Source organism: Pseudoalteromonas sp. H71, from assembly GCF_001468485.1.
Classification (GTDB): domain Bacteria; phylum Pseudomonadota; class Gammaproteobacteria; order Enterobacterales; family Alteromonadaceae; genus Pseudoalteromonas.
In genome coordinates this window covers 230,807-249,442 of sequence record NZ_LODI01000024.1, presented here as the reverse complement: position 1 = coordinate 249,442, position 18,636 = coordinate 230,807, and the positions used below count along the sequence as shown (strand labels likewise).

Here is an 18,636-nt window from a genome sequence, read left to right as displayed (position 1 = left end):
TTACTTGCTTCATCCTATGTATTAACTCGCTCTAATTCGAGCTGAAGTAATTATGGCTTAAAAAGTTAAGCAAGGATCAGTGTGTTTAACATGACAGTGGGAGTCATACCAACGCCCAAAGCAGCGGCCGAGCGTAGCGAGGTCCAGCCCCGCAGGGGCGATGCTGCCTTTGCTTGTTAGTTGCTTAAACCTCAAGATTAGACACCTGCTCTTTTAGAACTACATTTAATTCTTGTTGACTCATTTTAAACTCTTCATAGGATCTCGATGTTATTTCAAGCATCACATCTTGAAAGCACGCTACATAGTGCGACAGCCCAGAAAACAACGAATCGCTATGTCGGGGATGTACTTTATTTAGTTCAATTTGCTCTTTTATCCATGGAGAGTTTTCAACTTCGTAGAAACCATAAAAACCTAAGCCATACTTAGTCAAAGGATGCCCTCCCCGCGCTTCATCGTTTGGACTGCCATATTTGACCAGCCTAGACCTAAATTTAATACCGTATATGGAGTCATCAGTCCTTTCGATTAGTAGATAAACATCGTGCTGAGTTGCCAGTACAAAGTTTTCATACGAAAAATCATACTCCCGACTCAACTTGATCTCTTTAACTCTAGGATTTTTCTCGAACAATGTACTGAATCCTTATGGGCAACTAACTTTTCAATAACGGTCGCAGGCACGTGGGGCATAATGGGGAAGCCGCCCAGCGTGTATGCGTCCCAGCGAACGAAGTGAGTGAGTTTATTGAGTTGTTAGGCCGTGCTGATAAGTTAGTCATGGCTATTAATAAAACTTTGTAACTCATCTGAGAAGTCACTAATTTGTTTAACTTCTAGAAGGCCGTCTGATTTCATTAATGCAAGTTGCAGCATAGCTTTAGACCTTGCATTGTAATCGAATGTGTTGGCGATACGTTTGTCGCTGTTTTCCATCAATTTATACAAATAAAGATATTTTTCATGATTTGAAAGTTCGGGGTTATCGATTCCTTTACGCACTTCGTCCAAAACTTGCTGGCAGCATTTATCTAATGCATCTGCCTTAACTTGTTTGAAGTGTTTCCAATCTGCCTCTGAAATCATGTTTTACCTCTATAGGCCTGACGCCTCATTAAGAAGCGAGTTAAGGCTTGCTAAACTAAGTGACGAAGGAACTCGAGCAAGCCGTGACGAGTCTTTCTTTAATGACTTATAGTTCGACCAAGCCACTTAATTTAAAAGTAACTGACTATTATATTAAGTGGAATATGCTTCTGTTGGTTACGAATATTGAATGACAAACATCCAATGTTTTTAACAAGACGTTCGAGCCAACAGAGCACCTCGATTTCAAAACGCATACTCAGGGATTGCCGACCAAGACTATCTATAAGACCTGCGAGAAACGAGATTTAAGCACATTCCGTCCTTAACTTTAACCGTAGGCGCTATAAAATGAAAGCATATAACGTTGATAATTTTGCTGCACTCATTGGCATTGATTGGGCCGATAAAAAATATGATATTTGTGAGCATCCAACAAGCACTAATAAATATCATTACACCGTTGTTAAACACAGACCTGAAGCGTTGCATGAATGGGCTATGGATATTAAACAGCGTTATCCAGACCAAAAAATAGCGATTGTTTGCGAACTTAAAAAAGGCCCGCTTATTTATGCATTAGCTAAATACGACCACCTTACTTTATTCACCGTTAATCCTTGTGCTGTTGCTAAATATCGCCAGGCTTTTACGCCCAGTGGCGCAAAAGATGACCCATCAGATGCCTTTCTGCAAGTTGAAATTCTTAAGTTACACATGGATAAGCTCTCTGTCATTGAGCCCGAGTCAGCAGCTATGCGAACGCTGTCTCAGCTTGTTGAATATCGCCGAAGTTTAGTGCAAGACAGTGTCGATTTATCCAATAAAATAACGGCGACATTAAAGAATTATTACCCGCAGGCACTTGAATGGTTTAAAGAAAAGGACACGTATATATTTTGCGACTTCATTCAGAAATGGCCATCGCTCATTGCGGTTAAAAAAGCAAGAAAACAGACCTTACTCGACTTTTTTGAGAGTCATAATTCACACTATTGCACGGTTAATAATGCACGACTAGACAGTATTAAAAATGCGATGCCATTAACTCTTGACGAAGGAGTAATTGTACCTAATCAAATGCTCGTTGAAGTGCTTATCACGCAATTTAAAGTGTTATTAAAGGGCATTGAAAAGCTCGATAAAGCAATAAAATCGGCTTATAAAGCCCAGCAGGATAAAAAGATATTTGATAGCTTACCCGGCGCAGGTCCACAACTCGCCCCACGATTACTTGTTGCTTTTGGGAGTAATCGTGCGCGTTACAATGATGCTGCAGAACTTCAAAAGTACGCAGGTATAGCGCCTGTTATTGAGCGCAGTGGTCAAAAAATGTGGACGCATTGGCGTTATAGTTGCCCCACTTTTTTAAGGCAAACATTTGTAGAATGGGCAGGCTTTTCTATTCGTTATTCATTTTGGGCTAAGGCGTATTATGAGCAACAAAAAGCCAAGGGTAAGCCGCATAATAGCATTATTAGATCACTGGCATTTAAATGGATAAGGATTGTATTTAGGTGTTGGAAAACGAATACACCCTACGATGAATCGACATATTTAGCAGCATTGAAACGCAGAGGCTCACCACTTTTAAAATTTGCAATTAATAGCTAAATTTTACTAGTCGTCCACCTCAGGGCGTGTTGTTATGTAACTATTCCACTATAAACTGAACCGTTACATTTGTACTGTAAGTTATTTTTTCAAATGATGTCTGGGATCGCTCTTCACTGTTAACACTTGAATAATCACTTCTCTTAACTCTACTTCCCGTTACTACAATTCTTTCAATATCGTCATTTGCAAACGAGGCTTGATTAGTAAAAGATATCGGCTTTAGTTTGAGCCCTAAACTTTTAGCGTAAAATTCTTTTTGTTTTAATACTTTATTTAATGCTTTTTCTTTTACTTTTTGTTTATAAAGTTCTTTTTCCGAGTGCCTGTATTCTGTACTTATTAACGTGACTTCATCGTAGGAATCTACAATTTTTGCAATACTTTGTAGGCCTGTTTCATTGTTTATAACAACAGTCACAGTGTTAGCAACTTTATAACTATCAGGTTTATTCCCAAACCAACCATAATCAGGTGAAGTTGAAAACTTTGAGTTTTTAATGTTTTCTAATGGAATTTTATTGGCGGTTAGTGCAGATGATATATCAGCCCTAACTTTAGCGTTTTTACTTAATGATATTGCTAATTTATCATCTTCCGTTGTTACTAACAGACTCAAAACAGCTTCATCTTTGAATGCAATTTCTTCGGCGCTTTCTGTAATAGATATAGTTTTAACTTCAGGGTGTAAAAAGCTTTTAAGCTCCTTAGGGCTACCTTTTAACTCTGTCTCTGCTGAAGCAGAAAGTGTAAAAAGTAATGCAATAGTCATTATTTTAAATTTCAAGAATACACTCCATAGTATAATTAGTTACATAACGCCGAGCTAAGCGGCGTGAAATGGTTGGCTAAATTTTGCGAGGCACGAGCGAAGCCAACCTTTGAACGTCCGTGTTTGAGCGATTTGTTAGGTAACTATTTGAACCAACCAGACAAATTTTCTATGTCTATGAACTCACAACCATTTGACTCTGTTATATGAAGAGTAGAATGCTCTGCATAATCTTTTTTAATTTGAATATGTACACCATGAAATTTAGGACTTAAGAAAGTAACTATATCGCTAGGTGAACGATACTCTTTTTTTGCATATTCTTCATCCCAGTCATAGACAGGAGTTGGAATATATAATTCTGAATCCTCTGTACCTTCAAGATCATAAATTATTGCTGCTGTGTCATATTCCGAAGGGATTCTAATATATAAATCACATAAGCCAGTAAAGCGACCACAGGACAATAGTGCTTCTACCCCAAGCGAATTTTTGTCACCTGCTTTAAGAACAAAGCCTTGCATATCAAAACAACCATTTGAAGCATACGAGCTAAATGCTTGAAGCATTAAAATCCACACTAGATATTTGCGCATGACCTTCCTTAGTTACCTAACGCCCTAATAATGGGCAAAAAATTGTTGGCTAAAATGTTGAGGAACGAAAACAGCCAACTGTTTTTTGTCCTTATTAATTAGCTTGTTAGTTTGCAATTTTAAACTCCGGTGCCCAATCATCGCTTACAGAATGGTGCTTGTAAAATGCATTTATGATCTTTTTAGGGTACTTGGAAAATCGAGCGCTTTTTAAATCACTAAAAAGACTCAGTGACTCAAGTGATAAGTCTTTTGGAACCACACCAAATAGCTCTAGGTACTTTAAATTAGGGAGCATTGATAAGGGACATAGTGAATCAATTATTGTCTTTTTACCCGAGGAGTCCCAGCTTGGCAATGTTTCAAGTGAGATCGTTTCGAGTTGTCTTAAAATAGGGAAAGTTTCAAGGCTTGAAATGTCTGGCAAATGAACAATTGATAACAGCTTTAATTTCGAGCACTTTTCAAGGAAATCAAAATCATCCTCAGGCAATGTCGCTATAGATAGTTGCTCTAAATTCACACAATTAGAGATTTGATTAAGCGACTCAAAGTTACAATGCCAGACCGTCATAGAAATAACCTCCTCAGGTTTTTCTATTTGTGGCATAACTCTACTTTTATCTCTCATGAATTCGATGTGCACGGTGCTTCCTTGCAAACTAACATGTTTATAGCGAGCTAATCGCGCGTATTTCTACCAAAGCGTAGCTCGTTTTCTTATTGGTTTATTTTTAACAAACTTGTCAACTAATTGCCAGTGTTATTAAAATTCATCAGTGCTCGTTTTTCCTCTCAGTATAAAACGAGCGACTGGGTCGTTTTCTTGACTATGCGAGCGACTGAGCTATAACTGTATATGCATACAGTTAAAATTCGACGGATTGAAAATGAAAACTCGCTCTGCGTATTTAAATTACATTGCGGACTATATGCTCACTCGACAATATTCATTAAGAACTATTAATGCTTATTTGAGTTGGATCGCAAATTTTATTCACTTTCACAACAAACGCCACCCAAGCTCAATGGGAGATTCAGAAGTCGAAGCGTTTTTAGACCATATTGTATTAAAACGTAACATGTCAGCTAAAACACAATGTGCAGCTTTAAATGCGTTAGCTTTTTTATATAAACATATTGTCAAAAATGAACTTTCGTTAAACTTGAACTTTGCACGAAGTAAGCGACAGCCCAAATTGCCTGTTGTGATGACCCCTGATGAGGTCAAACAATTGATGGTTCATCTATCTAAGCGATATTACTTAATCGTGGGGTTAATGTATGGTAGTGGCTTGCGAGTGATGGAGGCTGTGCAGCTGCGAGTAAAAGACATTGATTTTGATTATAAATGCATTCAAATTTGGAACGGGAAAGGCAATAAGCATCGTATCGTTACACTTGCAACTGAGTTGCTCCCGTTACTTAGAAATCAAATTATGCAAGTTGAAGAATATTTGCGATTAGATTTACAAAACGAACAATACGCAGGCGTATGGATGCCAAACGCTTTAGCTCGTAAATATCCGTCAGCTAACAAATCACTCGCGTGGCAGTACTTATTTCCTTCCTACAAATTAAGTAGTGATCTAGAAACCGGCGAGATACGGCGTCATCACTTCCATCCAACATGTGTTAGAAAAGCGGTTAAAAAGGCATTAAAGCAAACCAATATTACAAAGATTGTTACGCCTCATACCTTTCGTCATTCTTTTGCAACACACTTGTTACAAAGTGGAGCAGATATAAGAACGGTGCAAGCTCAGTTAGGTCATACAGGTGTTAAAACCACGCAGATTTACACTCATGTTTTACAGCAAGGAGCAAACGGTGTTGTTAGCCCGTTAAGCAAAATTTTCTAGAGTAAGGCCTACTATGAGGCAAACAAATGGGCAAAGCACATATTTTCCAGTAGTAAAAATGTAAATCCATCAATACCACAATATGCATAAAAACATATCACAGAGTATTTCAACATGGCCTTTTAGAGTACTGGAACATTTTTTGGAGGATAGCTATAAAACTTTTTTATCTCACTCTTTTTGTTGCCGCTTACTTTTTCGTGCGTCATAATCTAACGCCTTATTTATTAGCGGACTTTTTATGAACTGGCTTGCGCAATTACCGACTCAACGAACACCTTGGCTTTTATTTTCTGCGATTGTTTTTATGCTAGAAGTAACCGCATTGTTTTTTCAATACAATATGGGGTTAGCGCCTTGTATTATGTGTATATATCAACGAACCGCGGTATTAGGATTACTTGGCGCGGGTATTGTTGGGTCAATTAATCCACAAAGCAAAATAATGCGTATAGTTGCTTATATTGCTTGGGGAGTATCGAGCATTTGGGGGTATTTAATTGCCCGTGAGCACATAGATATGCAAACAACCACCGATCCATTTGCGTTTAGCTGTGAATTTGAGCCTAATTTTCCATCGTTTATGCCGCTGCATGAATGGATACCAAGCTTTTTTGAAGCCACTGGCGATTGCGGTAACATAGATTGGGAGTTTTTATCGCTTAGCATGCCTGCTTGGATGGAAGTTATTTTTGCATTTTTTGCACTGGCATTTTTTATTGTATTGGGTAGTCGATTAATACTAAAAAGAACGGTTTAATAATTATGTTTACATTTTTTTCTAGCCAACTTAAACAGTTACAGCATTTAAAAATACGCGAGAGGCAGCTTGTTATAGCACGGTCTTTATCAATGTTGTCGCCAACAGACCGTGTATTACTCCGTATTATCAAAATATTGCTATTAAGCCCATTATTTTTAATATTTACCCTTTTTGAAGGTTGGTTAATTATTCCCTTTTTACTATTAGGTGGACTTTTTTATCCGTTATTAACCGCCCCTGTTGATATTAATTTTGCACGAAGAAATCTAGACGAAGCACTACAACAACATGAAAAGGGCGCTTAGCGCCCTTTTTTTTAAAGTTTAACTTTACCTTCTAACTTGCTCATTACTTTTTTACCTATCCCCTTCACCTTGGCTAAATCCTCAAGGCTTGTAAATACACCATTTTCATCTCGGTAATTTACTATTGCTTGTGCTTTTTTCTTACCAATTCCAGGCAGTTTAGCTAACATTTTAGCATCTGCATCATTAATGCTCACCGCCTCGATGGGAGCCATAGATTTGCTTACTTCAGGTAATTGCGCGTAAGAGGTCGTAACAGGTAGGATACTTAATAAGCTTGCTATAAGTAAAATTTTAAAGGTTTTCATTTTATCGTCCTTATTGTCCATTTTAGAACATATTTATTTTAATTATTAGGAACCCAAAAATAACAAACGCGAGGCTAGCCACTTTGGAGGTACCTAAATGCATTATCACTTTTCTCCGAAATCCTTAAAATGCAGCTGGTACAACCAAGTGATATATTAAATAAAGTTAAGTTACCGTTTTTTGTCAAATTTAAGACACTTAAAAATTACAACTCTGCGCTTGCATATTTACTTGCAAACCTTTACTGTATATAAAAACAGTAATCTTATGGTTTTTTATAAACCACAGTGCCAAGCAAGTTTGCAGGAGAAATCATGGCTGTTGTTGTTAAATATGTTGTAGAACGAAACGGAGTCGAACGCATGACGTTTACTACTAAAAAAGAAGCTGATGCCTATGACAAAATGCTAGACATAGCAGAATCACTTGAGCTGATGCTAGAAAAAGTAGACGTGCCATTAAGTGAGCAACAAATAGAATCGCTTGCGTTAGAAATAGCAAAAAGCAAAGACGACTTTATGTCGGTACTTAAAGGTGCCAAAGAACCTGCTACTGCTAAAGCGGTAAGTAAAAATAAAAAGTCAGATAACGTTGCATCGATAGACGATAACAACGCCAAACAAGCAAGCTAAATATTTTGCAAAAAGAAAGGGAGCAACTTAGTTGCTCCCTTTTTTACAGCTTTTATAAAAACAAATATTAATTAAAGCTCTTTCTCTACTTCATCAAATAACGTTGTTATATCTGAATTAGGCTCATTGGTTGCTAAACTTACAACTACAATAGCAATACTCGCGAGTATAAAGCCCGGGACAATTTCGTACATTACGCTACTTAAACTTTCACCATTGATTGTGAACGGGCCGTAAATCCATAGTAAAACGGTAACCGCACCCACAACCATCCCCGAAAGCGCACCCGCAAAGTTCATACGTTTCCAGTAAAGGCTAAACAATACAAGCGGCCCAAATGCAGCACCAAAGCCTGCCCACGCATTACTTACTAAATCTAAAATAGAGCTGTCTCTATCGTACGCTAGATAAATAGCGAGTATTGCAACAATAGACACGCTAATGCGCCCTACCAGTACAAGCTCTGCGTCGCTGGCTTCTTTACGTAAAAATGTTTTGTAAAAATCTTCAGTTAGTGAGCTTGAACTTACTAATAGCTGAGATGAAATTGTACTCATAATTGCAGCTAATATTGCAGCAAGTAAAAAGCCAGCAATAAGTGGGTGGAACAGGAGCTCTGAAAGGATCAGGAATATAGTTTCAGGATCATCCACTACTATATTATTCTCGTACGTATAAGCCGCACCAAAAATACCTGTACCTACGGCGCCTATTGCAGCAACAATCATCCAAGACATACCAATACGACGCGCTGTTGGCATATCTTTAACACTGCGCACCGACATAAAACGCACAATTATATGTGGTTGCCCAAAGTAACCCAGGCCCCACGCCATTGCTGAAATAATACCTAGCGCAGACCCTGCACCTATCCAACTAAGCATGTCTGGGTTAACGCTGTTTAAGGTTGACTGCAATGGTTGATCTAATAATGAATAAGCAACAGCGGGCACTAAAATAAGTGCAATAAACATAATACAGCCTTGCACGAAGTCAGTTAAACTAACCGCTAAAAAGCCACCAAAGAGTGTATACAAAACAACAACACCCGTTGTGATATACAGCCCCATTTCGTAGCTTAAGCCAAATGCAATCCATGTGCTACTTAAGCCAGTAACAAACATGGCACCAGGTAAACCCATTAAAATCCAGCCACTCATATCTGAAGCACCCGCTGAAAGTGCTGCAACACTTGGTGACAAGTTTCTACCACCCAGCATATAACCAGAAACATCACTTGTTGACTGCTTATAGGCATATAAACCAATACCTAGCATAACAACAAAATATAGTGACAATGAAATGATCATTCCTGTTTCCAAATTCGCCTCCATAAAACAATTAAAAGTAGCGGGCTTTTGACTCTTAAAATTTTATAATAAAGTCACTATTAGGATAAAAGCATTCTTTCGGACTATATCATGCCTGCCATAAAAATCTCTATTTGTTGTATTTTCTTAGTTTAAAAATAATCATGTTGAAAACGATTGCTAAAAAAAGCGTTTTAACATGTACAAAATAACTAAGCGCATTTATTTAATAATGCTATTTCATTATTTAGCAAAATATACAGCATGCTATTTTGTATGTTTTCTAATATATTATTACAATAGCGACTGACTTGACTGACACGGATTTTTTTATGTATTTTTATGCTGCGCGCCAACCTATTTTAAATCGTGATAAAGAGCTTATTGGCTACGAGCTTTTGTTTCGTGATGGCGTGGATAATGTATTTCCCAATATAGATGGTGACGAAGCAACTACGCGCTTAATTGAAGGCAGTCAGTTTAACTTTGGTTTAGAAGACTTAACCGATAACAAGCCTGCTTATATTAACTTTACACTCGAAACCTTACTTAAGGGTTACCCTACCCTATTGGGTAAAGACACTATTGTTGTAGAAATACTTGAAACAATTCAACCCGGTAAACGCTTACTTGCTATTGTTAAAGACCTAAAAGACAAGGGCTATACCATCGCGCTCGATGATTACATTCACCAGCCGGTATGGCGCCACTTTTATCCGTTTATCGATATTATTAAAATCGACTTTTTAACGTGTGATTTAGCAACAATAAAAACCATTATAAAAGAGCTAAAGGCACAACCGCATATAAAGCTTTTAGCAGAAAAAGTAGAAACATATGAAGCATACAGCTTAGCGTTAGAGCTTGGCTTTGATTACTTTCAAGGATTTTTCTTTTCTAAACCAGAAATGGTTAAAAGCAAAGCGCTACCGCCATCAGAAATGGCCCTTGCAGAATTACTCTACCAAACGTCAAGTGTAGAGATGGATCTTAAAAAAATCACCGATGTATTTGAACGTGATGTAAACCTGTCTTACAAACTACTTAGATACTCAAACTCAGCAGCTTTTACACGACGAGCTGAAATAAGCACAATAAAACAAGCGCTTATTGTTTTAGGTGCTCAAGAAATTAAAAAACTGCTCTCTTTGTTATTTGCTGCACAAGTATCGGCTGATAAACCGGTAGAGTTAATTAGATTATCTCTCACGCGCGCTCGCTTTTGTGAACTATTAGCTATTTCACATGGGCAAATGAAAGATACAGGCATGGCGTTTTTAACCGGTATGATGTCGCTAATGGATGCCATTTTAGATGAAAGTATGCAAAGTGTGATGCAAAAGCTTCCTTTATCTAACGACATTAAAGCGGCATTGTTAGATAACGAAGGATTATTAGCGCAATATTTAAACCTTGTTAAGCATTACGAAAAAGCAGATTGGTCACAAGCAAACGACATTTCTAAGGCACTCAATATTGCCGACCAAGTTCCTGATGCTTATCATGAAGCATTAAGCTGGGTTAACGAGCAAATGAGTTTGATGGTTAATACCTAAATATAACGTAGGGTACTTAGTAAACCTTATTTCATAATAAAAACGCCAGCATTTAGCTGGCGTTTTTACGTTTGATTCACTTATAAACTTTCTAGAAAGTCTTCATCAAAGTCGGCTGGCTCTTCTTTAATTGGCGGATTGCCATCGTAAAGCTCGAATAATTGACGTTGAAAATAAATATCTTTTACAAATAAGTAGGGGTCAAGTGAGTCATTTAAAAGCCCTTCTTGCGCCATTAAAGACGCGCGTGCTTCTACTGCTTTTAAAGCAAAAACTAACACCGTTTGTGGCGTAGTTAGGGCTATTTCTGGTAATACAAAGTTATCTACTACGTCACCGGTTAGGTTTCTTGCTGTTGTTGGCCCCATTGCTGGTAGCATTAAGTATGCACCATCACCAATGCCCCACACGCCCATTGTTTGACCAAAATCTTCATCTACTCGATTTAAACCAAGAGAACTAGCGACATCAAAAATCCCAAAAATACCCACGGTAGAATTCACTAAAAAGCGCGCAAGGCTAACACTTGCATTACCCGGTTTACCCTGTAGGCCCGCGTTTACCATGTCGACAGGTGCCGTAAGGTTATCGGTAAAGTGAACAATACTTTGACGAACAGGCACAGGAGTCACAGCAACATAACCCACTGCTGCTGGGCGAAGTATGTAAGCGTCTAAAACATCCATATTAAAGTCATACAGCGGACGGTTAATACTTTGCAATGGATCTCTTTCATCGACTTTACTTTCTGGTACTTGCGCACAACCGGCAAGTATCAAAAAGCTTAAAAAAGCTAAACTTTGTCTTAACATGTGTCGTCCTTAAGGTATTAATGTATCAATTTGGAGTTGGTATTCACTTACGCTTTCACGCTTTAGTGAAGAAGAATGCCCTTCTAATTCACCTGAACTTGGCATAACAGAGTCATCTAACGAAACACGCGCCGATATAATAATATCTTCTGCGCTAGATAAGTTCATACCTTCAACCATGGCAGTGCTGTCGTTTAATTCAACTGTAATAGGGAATGAATACGAAGTGAGTTTTACAGCAGCAAGTGGCATTGGCGAACCGCTCGCGGCTTTTGCAAATACAAACAAAGTCCCTTCTTGCGGCAATTTACTAATAAGCTCACTGGCAACATTAACGGTAACAGCAATGCTATTGGCCTGAGTAACTGGCATTACAGAACCTTCGCTTTGCATTTGCAGTTCAATATCTGCAATACGCTGAGATATTAAGCCATAACGAGAATCATTTTTTTCCATACTGGCTAGCAATACTTCAAATGCGGCTTTGGCTTGAGGCCAGTCCTTTCGCTCGTAAGCAATCAGCGCTAATAACGAAATAGCATCTAAATTAGTGGGCTCTGCATTTAATACTTTTGACAGCATACCCGCAGCACGTGTCATGTTGGCTTCGCTGCCTTCAAGAAGTAAAATTTGGCTGTAACTTATTAACACCTGTTTGTTCTCAGGGTTCATGCGCAGTGCTTTATCAAATGATTGCTGAGCCATATCAAACTCATTCAGTGACATCGCAACACGACCGAGTAACATCCACGCCATTTCGTCATCGCCTGATCGACTCAACTTAGTGCGCAGTGCCAGTGCAAATGCTTGTAGCTCATTTTGAGTAAGCTGCTCGCCTTTTTGCATCACTGCGCGCTCACCGTATTCAGTCAGATTATCCATGGCATCGTGCCATGCTGATATTTGTTGTTGGCTACCCGTTAAACTATAAAAAATACCGCTTAGTGCAATAACAAATGCCCCCCCTGTCAGGGCAAAAATACGGTTGTTACCTTTACTAATCAATGATTTTTCTGGTGACAGCTCATTAAGTAAGCGGCGTTTTAGTTCAACAATCGATTCAGAGTAGTTAACATCATCAATACGTTGGTTATCTAAATCAGTCTTTAAATCGACTAAACGCTGTTCATAAATACTTATAAGCTCTGCATTTGCGTTATGAGTAATTGTTTTAACACGCTCTTTTTGCAAAAAAGGCAGCATAACAAACGCCAGTGCAATCAGTGTGAGTAAAGCAAAACACGCCCACATTAGAATCATTTAACTTTGCTCCTGACGTTTATTTTGTTCAATTAGCTTATTTAAAAGTACTTCATCTTGGTTGCTCCAGGTCTGCTTTACAGACGCTTTACGCTGACGAATTACAATAAAACCAAAACCAACAATAACAATGAGTACCGGCAATACCCAAAGCACCAGTGTTGCAGGTGTCACAGGTGGGTCGTAATGAACAAAATAACCATAGCGGTCAATCATGTAGTCAATAACTTCATCTTTTGTGTTGCCTTCTTTAACTAGCTCTACCACTCTTTCACGAAGGTCTTTGGCAACAATAGCGTCTGAATCTGCAATATTTTGGTTTTGACACTTAGGACAACGAAGTTCTTTTGTAAGCTCTTCAAAACGAACCGCTTGCTCGTCGGTATCAAATACGTAGCGATCAGCTTGTGCTAATGCGCTTGTCGTTAGTAAAAGGCTGAGTGAAAACAATAGCCACTTCATTATTTAAGCTCCTGCATCATAGGTGCAAATTTAGAACGCCATACTCGTGGATTAATATCACCGGTATGGTGTAGCAAAATGGTGCCGTTTTTATCGATTAAAAATGTTTCTGGCGCACCCGATACGCCCAAATCTAACGACAGCGTGCGGTGTAAATCCAAAATATTAAACTGATAAGGATTACCCGCACGCTCAAGCATGTCTTGTACTTCAGTACGTAGTGCTTGCATGTCAAAAGGACCATCAAAGTCTGCGTCGTAACCTTGCACATAATACAAGCCAATAATTTTAACGCCTTGCTCTCGCAACTTTGTTAAGTAACCCAGCTCAGCTAAACAGGTTGGGCACCACGTGCCCCACACATTCAATAAATAAACCTCGCCTTTTAACGCTTCGTTGGTCCATTGCTTGTTGTCTTGCATTAAATCAGGAAGGGTAAAAGCCGGCATTTCATGGCCAATTCGCCCTGTTTGTATTTCACGTGGGTTTGCAAACAGCCCTTGGTACAAAAATATACAAATAAAAGCAAAGGCTAAAAGAGGCGCTATGGCTAACAATTTACGGTTCATAACACGCTCTCCGCCGCAGCTTTTCGAGCTGTTTTTGCAGATGTACGGTAACGTTTATCAAACAAAATCATAAACCCTGCAAGTGAAATTAATACACCACCAATCCATAACCAACGCACAAACGGCTTATGGTATATGCGAAGCGACCAAGCTCCTTGGCTTAATTGCTCGCCTAGAGCAAGGTATAAATCACGTGTAAAACCAGCATCAATGGCAGCTTCTGTCATGAATTGCATGCCAATGTCGTATTTACGTTTTTCAGCGTACAAACGAGTCACTACGTCATCGTTTTTTAGCACCGTAACAACACCAGCATGGCCACTGTAATTAGGTCCACGAATTGTTTTAACGCCTTCAAAACGGTAGTTATATTGGTTTAGCTGCACTGTATCACCCTGCTTCATTGATACGTCGCGCTCAACCGAGTACGCAGAGGTTAGCGCAACACCCGCAATAACAAATGCCATACCAATGTGGCCCAACACCATGGCCCAATAACTAACACCTAAGCGTTTTAACCCTTCTTTTAATGTGCCATGCACTGCAGCTTTAGTCACTATGTCAATCAAGGTTGAAATGGCAACCCACACACCCAGCGTTGTTGCTAATAGCGTAAGCGGTGTGACTTCATCGTAAGCTGAGAATAACCATACACAAGTAATTGCCACACTGGCCAAAACACCTACCGCGATTTTATTTTGTAAAAACGCCCATTTGTTTTGCTTCCAGCGTAAAAAAGGACCAATACCCATTAAAATAGCAAATGGCACCAGTAGTATTGCAAACATCTTATTAAAAAATGGTTCGCCTATAGAAATACTGCCTAAGCCCATTTCTTTATGCACCATAGGCAATAAAGTACCTAGTAGTACAATTAAAGTTGCCACAACTAAAAAGATATTATTTAGCCATAATGCCACTTCGCGCGATACAAACTTGTATCGACCTTCGCTGTGAACCTGCGATACCCTAAGTGCATAAAGCGCTAAACCACCCCCAACAACTATTCCCAAAAAGGCAAGTATAAACAAACCTCTGTCTGGATCTGTTGCAAACGCATGAACAGATACAATAATGCCTGAACGCACGATAAACGTGCCTAGCAAGCTTAACGAAAATGCAGCAATTGCCAGTAAAACGGTCCACGATTTAAAAATACCGCGCTTTTCTGTCACGCTCAACGAATGAAGCAAAGCGGTTGCAACAAGCCATGGCATTAGCGACGCGTTTTCTACTGGATCCCAAAACCACCAGCCACCCCAGCCAAGTTCTGCATAAGCCCACCAACTGCCAATTGTAATACCTAGGCTTAAAAAGCCCCACGCGGTCATTGTCCACGGGCGTGACCATTTAGCCCATGTATTGTCGAGTTTTCCAGTTAAAAGTGCTGCAATTGCAAACGAAAATGCAACCGATAAGCCAACATAGCCCATGTAAAGTAATGGCGGGTGAATAATCATACCGGGATCTTGTAAAAGCGGATTTAAATCTCGTCCTTCTACCGGAAAGTAAGGAAGTAAACGTTCAAATGGGCTTGATAGAAGTAAGGTATACATCATGAAGCCGACTCCTAAGAAGCCAAGTACACCTAAAACACGGGCACGTAAAACCCAAGGTAATGACTTTGAGCGAGCAGCTACGACAGCAGTCCATCCAGCTTGCATCACTAACCAAAGCAAAATTGCTCCTTCATGGCCGCCCCAAGTCGATGTTATTTTGTAATACCAAGGCAGTGTGCTACTTGAATGATAAGCCACATATGACACGGTAAAATCATCAGTTAAACTTGCGTATATAAGCGCAGCAAACGAAATTAACACAAACGCAAACTGACCAATAGCTAAAGAGGGGGCTGCACGCATTAAGCGAAGATTACCTGTATGTGCGCCCCAAAGTGGAAAAATACATAATAAAACGCTCAGCACCATGGCGAGCGTTAAAGAAAAGTAACCAATTTCTGGGATCATAGCTAATTACCACTATCTAGGTTGTATTTTGGTTTTTCGTGCTTAATGCCTTTAACCGCCTCAGCAACTTCTGCCGGCATGTATTCTTCATCATGCTTGGCCAGTACTTCAAACGCTTCAATGACATTAGGTTCAATTAAAACACCTTGCGCAACAATGCCCTGCCCCTCGCGAAACAGATCAGGTAATATACCTTGGTACTTCACGGTAACTAATGGACCTGTATCAATTAATTTAAAGCTTACTTCTAAGCTTTTCTCGTTTCTATCAACAGACCCTGGGACGACCATGCCACCAATACGCAGTTTTTGGCCGATAAATGGTTTTTCTTTATTCGGGCCTTTGCCGTCAATCAATTCACTTGGGGTATAAAATAAGTTTATGTTTTCTTGTAAAGCGTAAAGCACTAAACCTATCGATGATCCCAAACCGAATAAAATAGCAACAATGACTAATAAGCGTTTTTTACGTCTGGGATTCATGATGCTTGCTCCTGCTTGGCTTGCTTAATACGCTCTTCGCGCACAATTTGTTGCTCTACTGAAGCCATAATACGTTTAGTATCTCTTAAAGAGCCCACTAAAATACCCAGTAAAATAAGTGCACATGTACCAAATGAAAGCCATACATAAAACCCATAGCCTCCCATTGCAATAAAATCAGAAAAAGAGTCAAACTGCATAATTACCCCCTATTAAGCAACTGGCGCACCCATGGGCGATGCTTTTCTCGTTGCAAAATTTCATTTTTAAGACGAATTAAAGTGACGGTGCCAACAAACGCTGCAAAGGCTAAAATATTTACCATTAATGGCCAAAACATGCTTGGGTCAACTGCATTGGTATTGAATTTAGTAATGCTTGCTCCTTGATGAAGGGTATTCCACCATTCAACCGAAAAGTGAATTATTGGTAAGTTAATCACCCCTACAATAGCCAAAATTGAAGCCGCGCGACCTGCCGCCTTTTTATCTTCAAAAGCGTGGTATAACGAAATGACGCCCAAATATAAAAATAATAAAATAAGCTCCGATGTGAGTCGTGCATCCCACACCCACCAAGCGCCCCACATAGGTTTACCCCATGCAGCCCCGGTTATCAGTGCTATTGCCGTCATACATGCGCCAACAGGGGCTATCGCAATTACGGCAAGTTCTGCATTTCTGAGTTGCCATACAAGTGCAACAATAGCTGCAATGGCCATAGAGGAATATGCCCCCATTGATAAAATGGCAGAAGGAACATGAATAAAAATGATACGGTAGCTGTCTTTTTGTTGGTAATCGGCAGGTGCAAAACCAAGCCCCCACACCCAACCAACGAGCATACTAACAACCGTAACTACGGCAAAATAAGGCAAGAACGTATTGCATAACTGGTATGCACGCTCTGCTTTAGCATAGGGATGTAACCACTTCCACATTAACTTATACTCACTTTTAAAGCTGACGATATGGCGATTGGTGCGCTAATAATAGCGATGACTAACATAGCACCAAGGATGGCAAGTTGCCCGCTATAATCCAGCGACATAACACTGGTATCGATAGCCGACGTTGCAAAAATTAGAACAGGAATGTACAAAGGCAGTACGAGTAAACTCATCAAAATACCCCCTTTTTGTAGCCCAACAGTCAGCCCAGCCCCTATTGCACCAATAAAGCTTAATAACGGTGTACCCAGTAATAACGTTAAAACAGTGGCCACCAGCGCATTACTGTCTAAGTTAAGTAACAACGCAAACAGTGGTGTCATGAGCACTAGGGGCAATCCCGTTACCACCCAATGGGCTGCTACTTTCGCAAGCACTGTGAGTGACAAAGGGTACGATGAAGCAATTAACTGCTCAAGAGATCCATCATTAAAATCATCTCTAAACAATTTATCTAAACCCAACATGGTAGAGAGTAAAGCGGCAACCCAAATAATACCGGGCGCCATTCTAGCAAGCAGACCGGGCTCAGGACCTATTGCTAACGGAAACAAAGAAATAACAATTAAAAAAAACAATATTGGGTTTACAATTTCAGCTCGCTGGCGAAAAGCAAGCTTCACATCTTTAATAAAAACCGCGCTAAATAGTAACCAATAAGAGTGTTGACGAGTCATCAGTGACGATACTCCAATGTGACTGTTTGTAAATCACTAAAATGAGCGGTTAAATCTTGGTGAGTAGTTAATAATATGGCGCCATTATTATTTAGATGTTGAGTAAATCGCTGCTGCAAAAATGCAACACCGCTTTTATCGAGTGCGGTAAATGGTTCGTCTAATACCCATAACTTTGCGTCGCTTAGCCACAGCCTAACTAATGCAACTCGTCGTTGCTGGCCTGCCGACAGCATTCTAACAGGCACATCTTCAAGGCCTACCAGACCTAGCTTTGCCAAGATCGGATATAGGTCGGGCTCATTTGAATAGCCGTTGATGCGTAACCAAAAGCGTACATTTTCAACAGCGCTCAACTGTATGTTAACACCCGTTTTATGGCCTATAAAAAGTAAGTCATGAGCAAACTCTTCATAGTATTTATTTATTGAGCGTTCTTGATACAAAACCTCGCCTTCATCAGGCGCAGAAAAACCGGCGATGATACGCAATAGCGATGTTTTACCAGCCCCGTTAGGACCCGCTAATTGCATGATTTGACCGCTTTTAAGGCTAAAATTAAGGTCCGCAAACAAACAACGTTCTTGCTTGATGCAGGAGACGGACTTAATGTGTAACAAGATGACGATTCTCTCTGCCAAAAATTAGGC

Annotated in this window: 23 protein-coding genes; 6 read left to right on the top strand and 17 right to left on the bottom strand. The window is 39.6% G+C overall.

Features of this window, described 5'->3' with window-relative positions; genetic code table 11:
* Positions 1-184: 184 nt before the first annotated feature.
* Together ATS71_RS12345 and ATS71_RS12340 are read right to left on the bottom strand one after the other, a co-directional pair.
* Positions 185-601 (bottom strand): hypothetical protein, encoded by a 417-nt coding sequence (locus ATS71_RS12345; RefSeq protein ID WP_152995681.1) that lies wholly within the window; start codon positions 599-601, stop codon positions 185-187.
* A gap of 176 nt (positions 602-777) precedes the next feature.
* Complete coding sequence (locus tag ATS71_RS12340) at positions 778-1,089, bottom strand: hypothetical protein (protein ID WP_058405096.1); 312 nt, start codon at positions 1,087-1,089, stop codon at positions 778-780.
* A gap of 351 nt (positions 1,090-1,440) precedes the next feature.
* Between ATS71_RS12340 and ATS71_RS12335 the strand changes: the two genes are divergently transcribed.
* On the top strand, positions 1,441-2,703 hold the full coding sequence (locus ATS71_RS12335; RefSeq protein WP_058405095.1) for an IS110 family transposase: 1,263 nt from the start codon (positions 1,441-1,443) through the stop codon (positions 2,701-2,703).
* A 40-nt stretch (positions 2,704-2,743) separates the two neighbouring features.
* On the opposite strand, the gene ATS71_RS12330 is transcribed toward ATS71_RS12335, so the two are convergent.
* The 3 genes from ATS71_RS12330 to ATS71_RS12320 form a co-directional block, all read right to left on the bottom strand.
* Entirely contained in the window at positions 2,744-3,490 is a 747-nt protein-coding gene (locus tag ATS71_RS12330) for an SIMPL domain-containing protein (RefSeq protein WP_138527440.1), read from the bottom strand.
* 128 nt (positions 3,491-3,618) lie between these two features.
* A complete protein-coding gene (locus ATS71_RS12325; protein WP_058405093.1) occupies positions 3,619-4,071 on the bottom strand; it encodes a hypothetical protein in 453 nt (150 codons plus the stop codon).
* A gap of 106 nt (positions 4,072-4,177) precedes the next feature.
* The gene (locus tag ATS71_RS12320; RefSeq protein WP_058405092.1) at positions 4,178-4,717 is read right to left on the bottom strand and encodes a hypothetical protein; all 540 of its coding nucleotides are present in this window, start codon (positions 4,715-4,717) and stop codon (positions 4,178-4,180) included.
* A 244-nt stretch (positions 4,718-4,961) separates the two neighbouring features.
* On the opposite strand from ATS71_RS12320, the gene ATS71_RS12315 reads away from it, so the two are divergent.
* From ATS71_RS12315 to ATS71_RS12305, 3 genes are all read left to right on the top strand, one after another.
* Positions 4,962-5,933 carry an integron integrase gene (locus ATS71_RS12315; RefSeq protein ID WP_058405091.1) on the top strand — a complete coding sequence of 324 codons (972 nt, stop codon included), beginning with the start codon at positions 4,962-4,964 and terminating at the stop codon, positions 5,931-5,933.
* Between the two features lie 241 nt (positions 5,934-6,174).
* Complete coding sequence (gene dsbB / locus ATS71_RS12310) at positions 6,175-6,693, top strand: disulfide bond formation protein DsbB (protein ID WP_058405090.1); 519 nt, start codon at positions 6,175-6,177, stop codon at positions 6,691-6,693.
* A 5-nt stretch (positions 6,694-6,698) separates the two neighbouring features.
* Positions 6,699-7,001 carry a hypothetical protein gene (locus ATS71_RS12305; protein ID WP_058405089.1) on the top strand — a complete coding sequence of 101 codons (303 nt, stop codon included), beginning with the start codon at positions 6,699-6,701 and terminating at the stop codon, positions 6,999-7,001.
* An 11-nt stretch (positions 7,002-7,012) separates the two neighbouring features.
* Here the strand turns inward: ATS71_RS12305 and ATS71_RS12300 are convergent, their stop codons facing one another.
* Positions 7,013-7,309 (bottom strand): ComEA family DNA-binding protein, encoded by a 297-nt coding sequence (locus ATS71_RS12300; protein WP_058405088.1) that lies wholly within the window; start codon positions 7,307-7,309, stop codon positions 7,013-7,015.
* A gap of 315 nt (positions 7,310-7,624) precedes the next feature.
* Here ATS71_RS12300 and ATS71_RS12295 point away from each other — a divergent pair, with 315 nt between their 5' ends.
* On the top strand, positions 7,625-7,942 hold the full coding sequence (locus ATS71_RS12295) for a YebG family protein (RefSeq protein WP_058405087.1): 318 nt from the start codon (positions 7,625-7,627) through the stop codon (positions 7,940-7,942).
* 71 nt (positions 7,943-8,013) lie between these two features.
* Here the strand turns inward: ATS71_RS12295 and ATS71_RS12290 are convergent, their stop codons facing one another.
* The gene (locus ATS71_RS12290; protein ID WP_058405086.1) at positions 8,014-9,264 is read right to left on the bottom strand and encodes a sodium:solute symporter family transporter; all 1,251 of its coding nucleotides are present in this window, start codon (positions 9,262-9,264) and stop codon (positions 8,014-8,016) included.
* 320 nt (positions 9,265-9,584) lie between these two features.
* Here ATS71_RS12290 and ATS71_RS12285 point away from each other — a divergent pair, with 320 nt between their 5' ends.
* Complete coding sequence (locus tag ATS71_RS12285; RefSeq protein WP_058405085.1) at positions 9,585-10,808, top strand: EAL and HDOD domain-containing protein; 1,224 nt, start codon at positions 9,585-9,587, stop codon at positions 10,806-10,808.
* Positions 10,809-10,888: 80 nt separating this feature from the next.
* On the opposite strand, the gene ATS71_RS12280 is transcribed toward ATS71_RS12285, so the two are convergent.
* Genes ATS71_RS12280 through ccmA form a run of 10 tightly spaced genes read right to left on the bottom strand, consistent with a single transcriptional unit; the run spans position 10,889 to position 18,606 of the window.
* Positions 10,889-11,620, bottom strand: coding sequence for an MlaA family lipoprotein (locus tag ATS71_RS12280; protein ID WP_008127611.1), 732 nt, complete (start codon positions 11,618-11,620; stop codon positions 10,889-10,891).
* Positions 11,621-11,629: 9 nt separating this feature from the next.
* Positions 11,630-12,880, bottom strand: a complete 1,251-nt coding sequence (gene ccmI / locus ATS71_RS12275) for a c-type cytochrome biogenesis protein CcmI (protein ID WP_058405084.1) — start codon at positions 12,878-12,880, stop codon at positions 11,630-11,632.
* Positions 12,881-13,342 carry a cytochrome c-type biogenesis protein gene (locus ATS71_RS12270; RefSeq protein WP_058405083.1) on the bottom strand — a complete coding sequence of 154 codons (462 nt, stop codon included), beginning with the start codon at positions 13,340-13,342 and terminating at the stop codon, positions 12,881-12,883.
* The gene (locus ATS71_RS12265) at positions 13,342-13,911 is read right to left on the bottom strand and encodes a DsbE family thiol:disulfide interchange protein (protein WP_058405082.1); all 570 of its coding nucleotides are present in this window, start codon (positions 13,909-13,911) and stop codon (positions 13,342-13,344) included. The genes ATS71_RS12270 and ATS71_RS12265 overlap by 1 nt, the downstream gene beginning before the upstream one ends.
* Positions 13,908-15,878 (bottom strand): heme lyase CcmF/NrfE family subunit, encoded by a 1,971-nt coding sequence (locus ATS71_RS12260; RefSeq protein WP_058405081.1) that lies wholly within the window; start codon positions 15,876-15,878, stop codon positions 13,908-13,910. Before ATS71_RS12260 ends, ATS71_RS12265 begins: the two co-directional genes overlap by 4 nt.
* A gap of 2 nt (positions 15,879-15,880) precedes the next feature.
* Complete coding sequence (gene ccmE, locus ATS71_RS12255) at positions 15,881-16,360, bottom strand: cytochrome c maturation protein CcmE (protein WP_058405080.1); 480 nt, start codon at positions 16,358-16,360, stop codon at positions 15,881-15,883.
* On the bottom strand, positions 16,357-16,560 hold the full coding sequence (gene ccmD / locus ATS71_RS12250) for a heme exporter protein CcmD (RefSeq protein WP_058405079.1): 204 nt from the start codon (positions 16,558-16,560) through the stop codon (positions 16,357-16,359). The genes ccmE and ccmD overlap by 4 nt, the downstream gene beginning before the upstream one ends.
* Positions 16,561-16,562: 2 nt before the next feature.
* The gene (locus ATS71_RS12245) at positions 16,563-17,300 is read right to left on the bottom strand and encodes a heme ABC transporter permease (protein WP_058405078.1); all 738 of its coding nucleotides are present in this window, start codon (positions 17,298-17,300) and stop codon (positions 16,563-16,565) included.
* Positions 17,300-17,986 (bottom strand): heme exporter protein CcmB, encoded by a 687-nt coding sequence (gene ccmB / locus ATS71_RS12240; RefSeq protein ID WP_058405077.1) that lies wholly within the window; start codon positions 17,984-17,986, stop codon positions 17,300-17,302. Before ccmB ends, ATS71_RS12245 begins: the two co-directional genes overlap by 1 nt.
* Positions 17,986-18,606 (bottom strand): cytochrome c biogenesis heme-transporting ATPase CcmA, encoded by a 621-nt coding sequence (ccmA, locus tag ATS71_RS12235; protein ID WP_138527445.1) that lies wholly within the window; start codon positions 18,604-18,606, stop codon positions 17,986-17,988. Before ccmA ends, ccmB begins: the two co-directional genes overlap by 1 nt.
* Between the last annotated feature and the right edge of the window lie 30 nt (positions 18,607-18,636).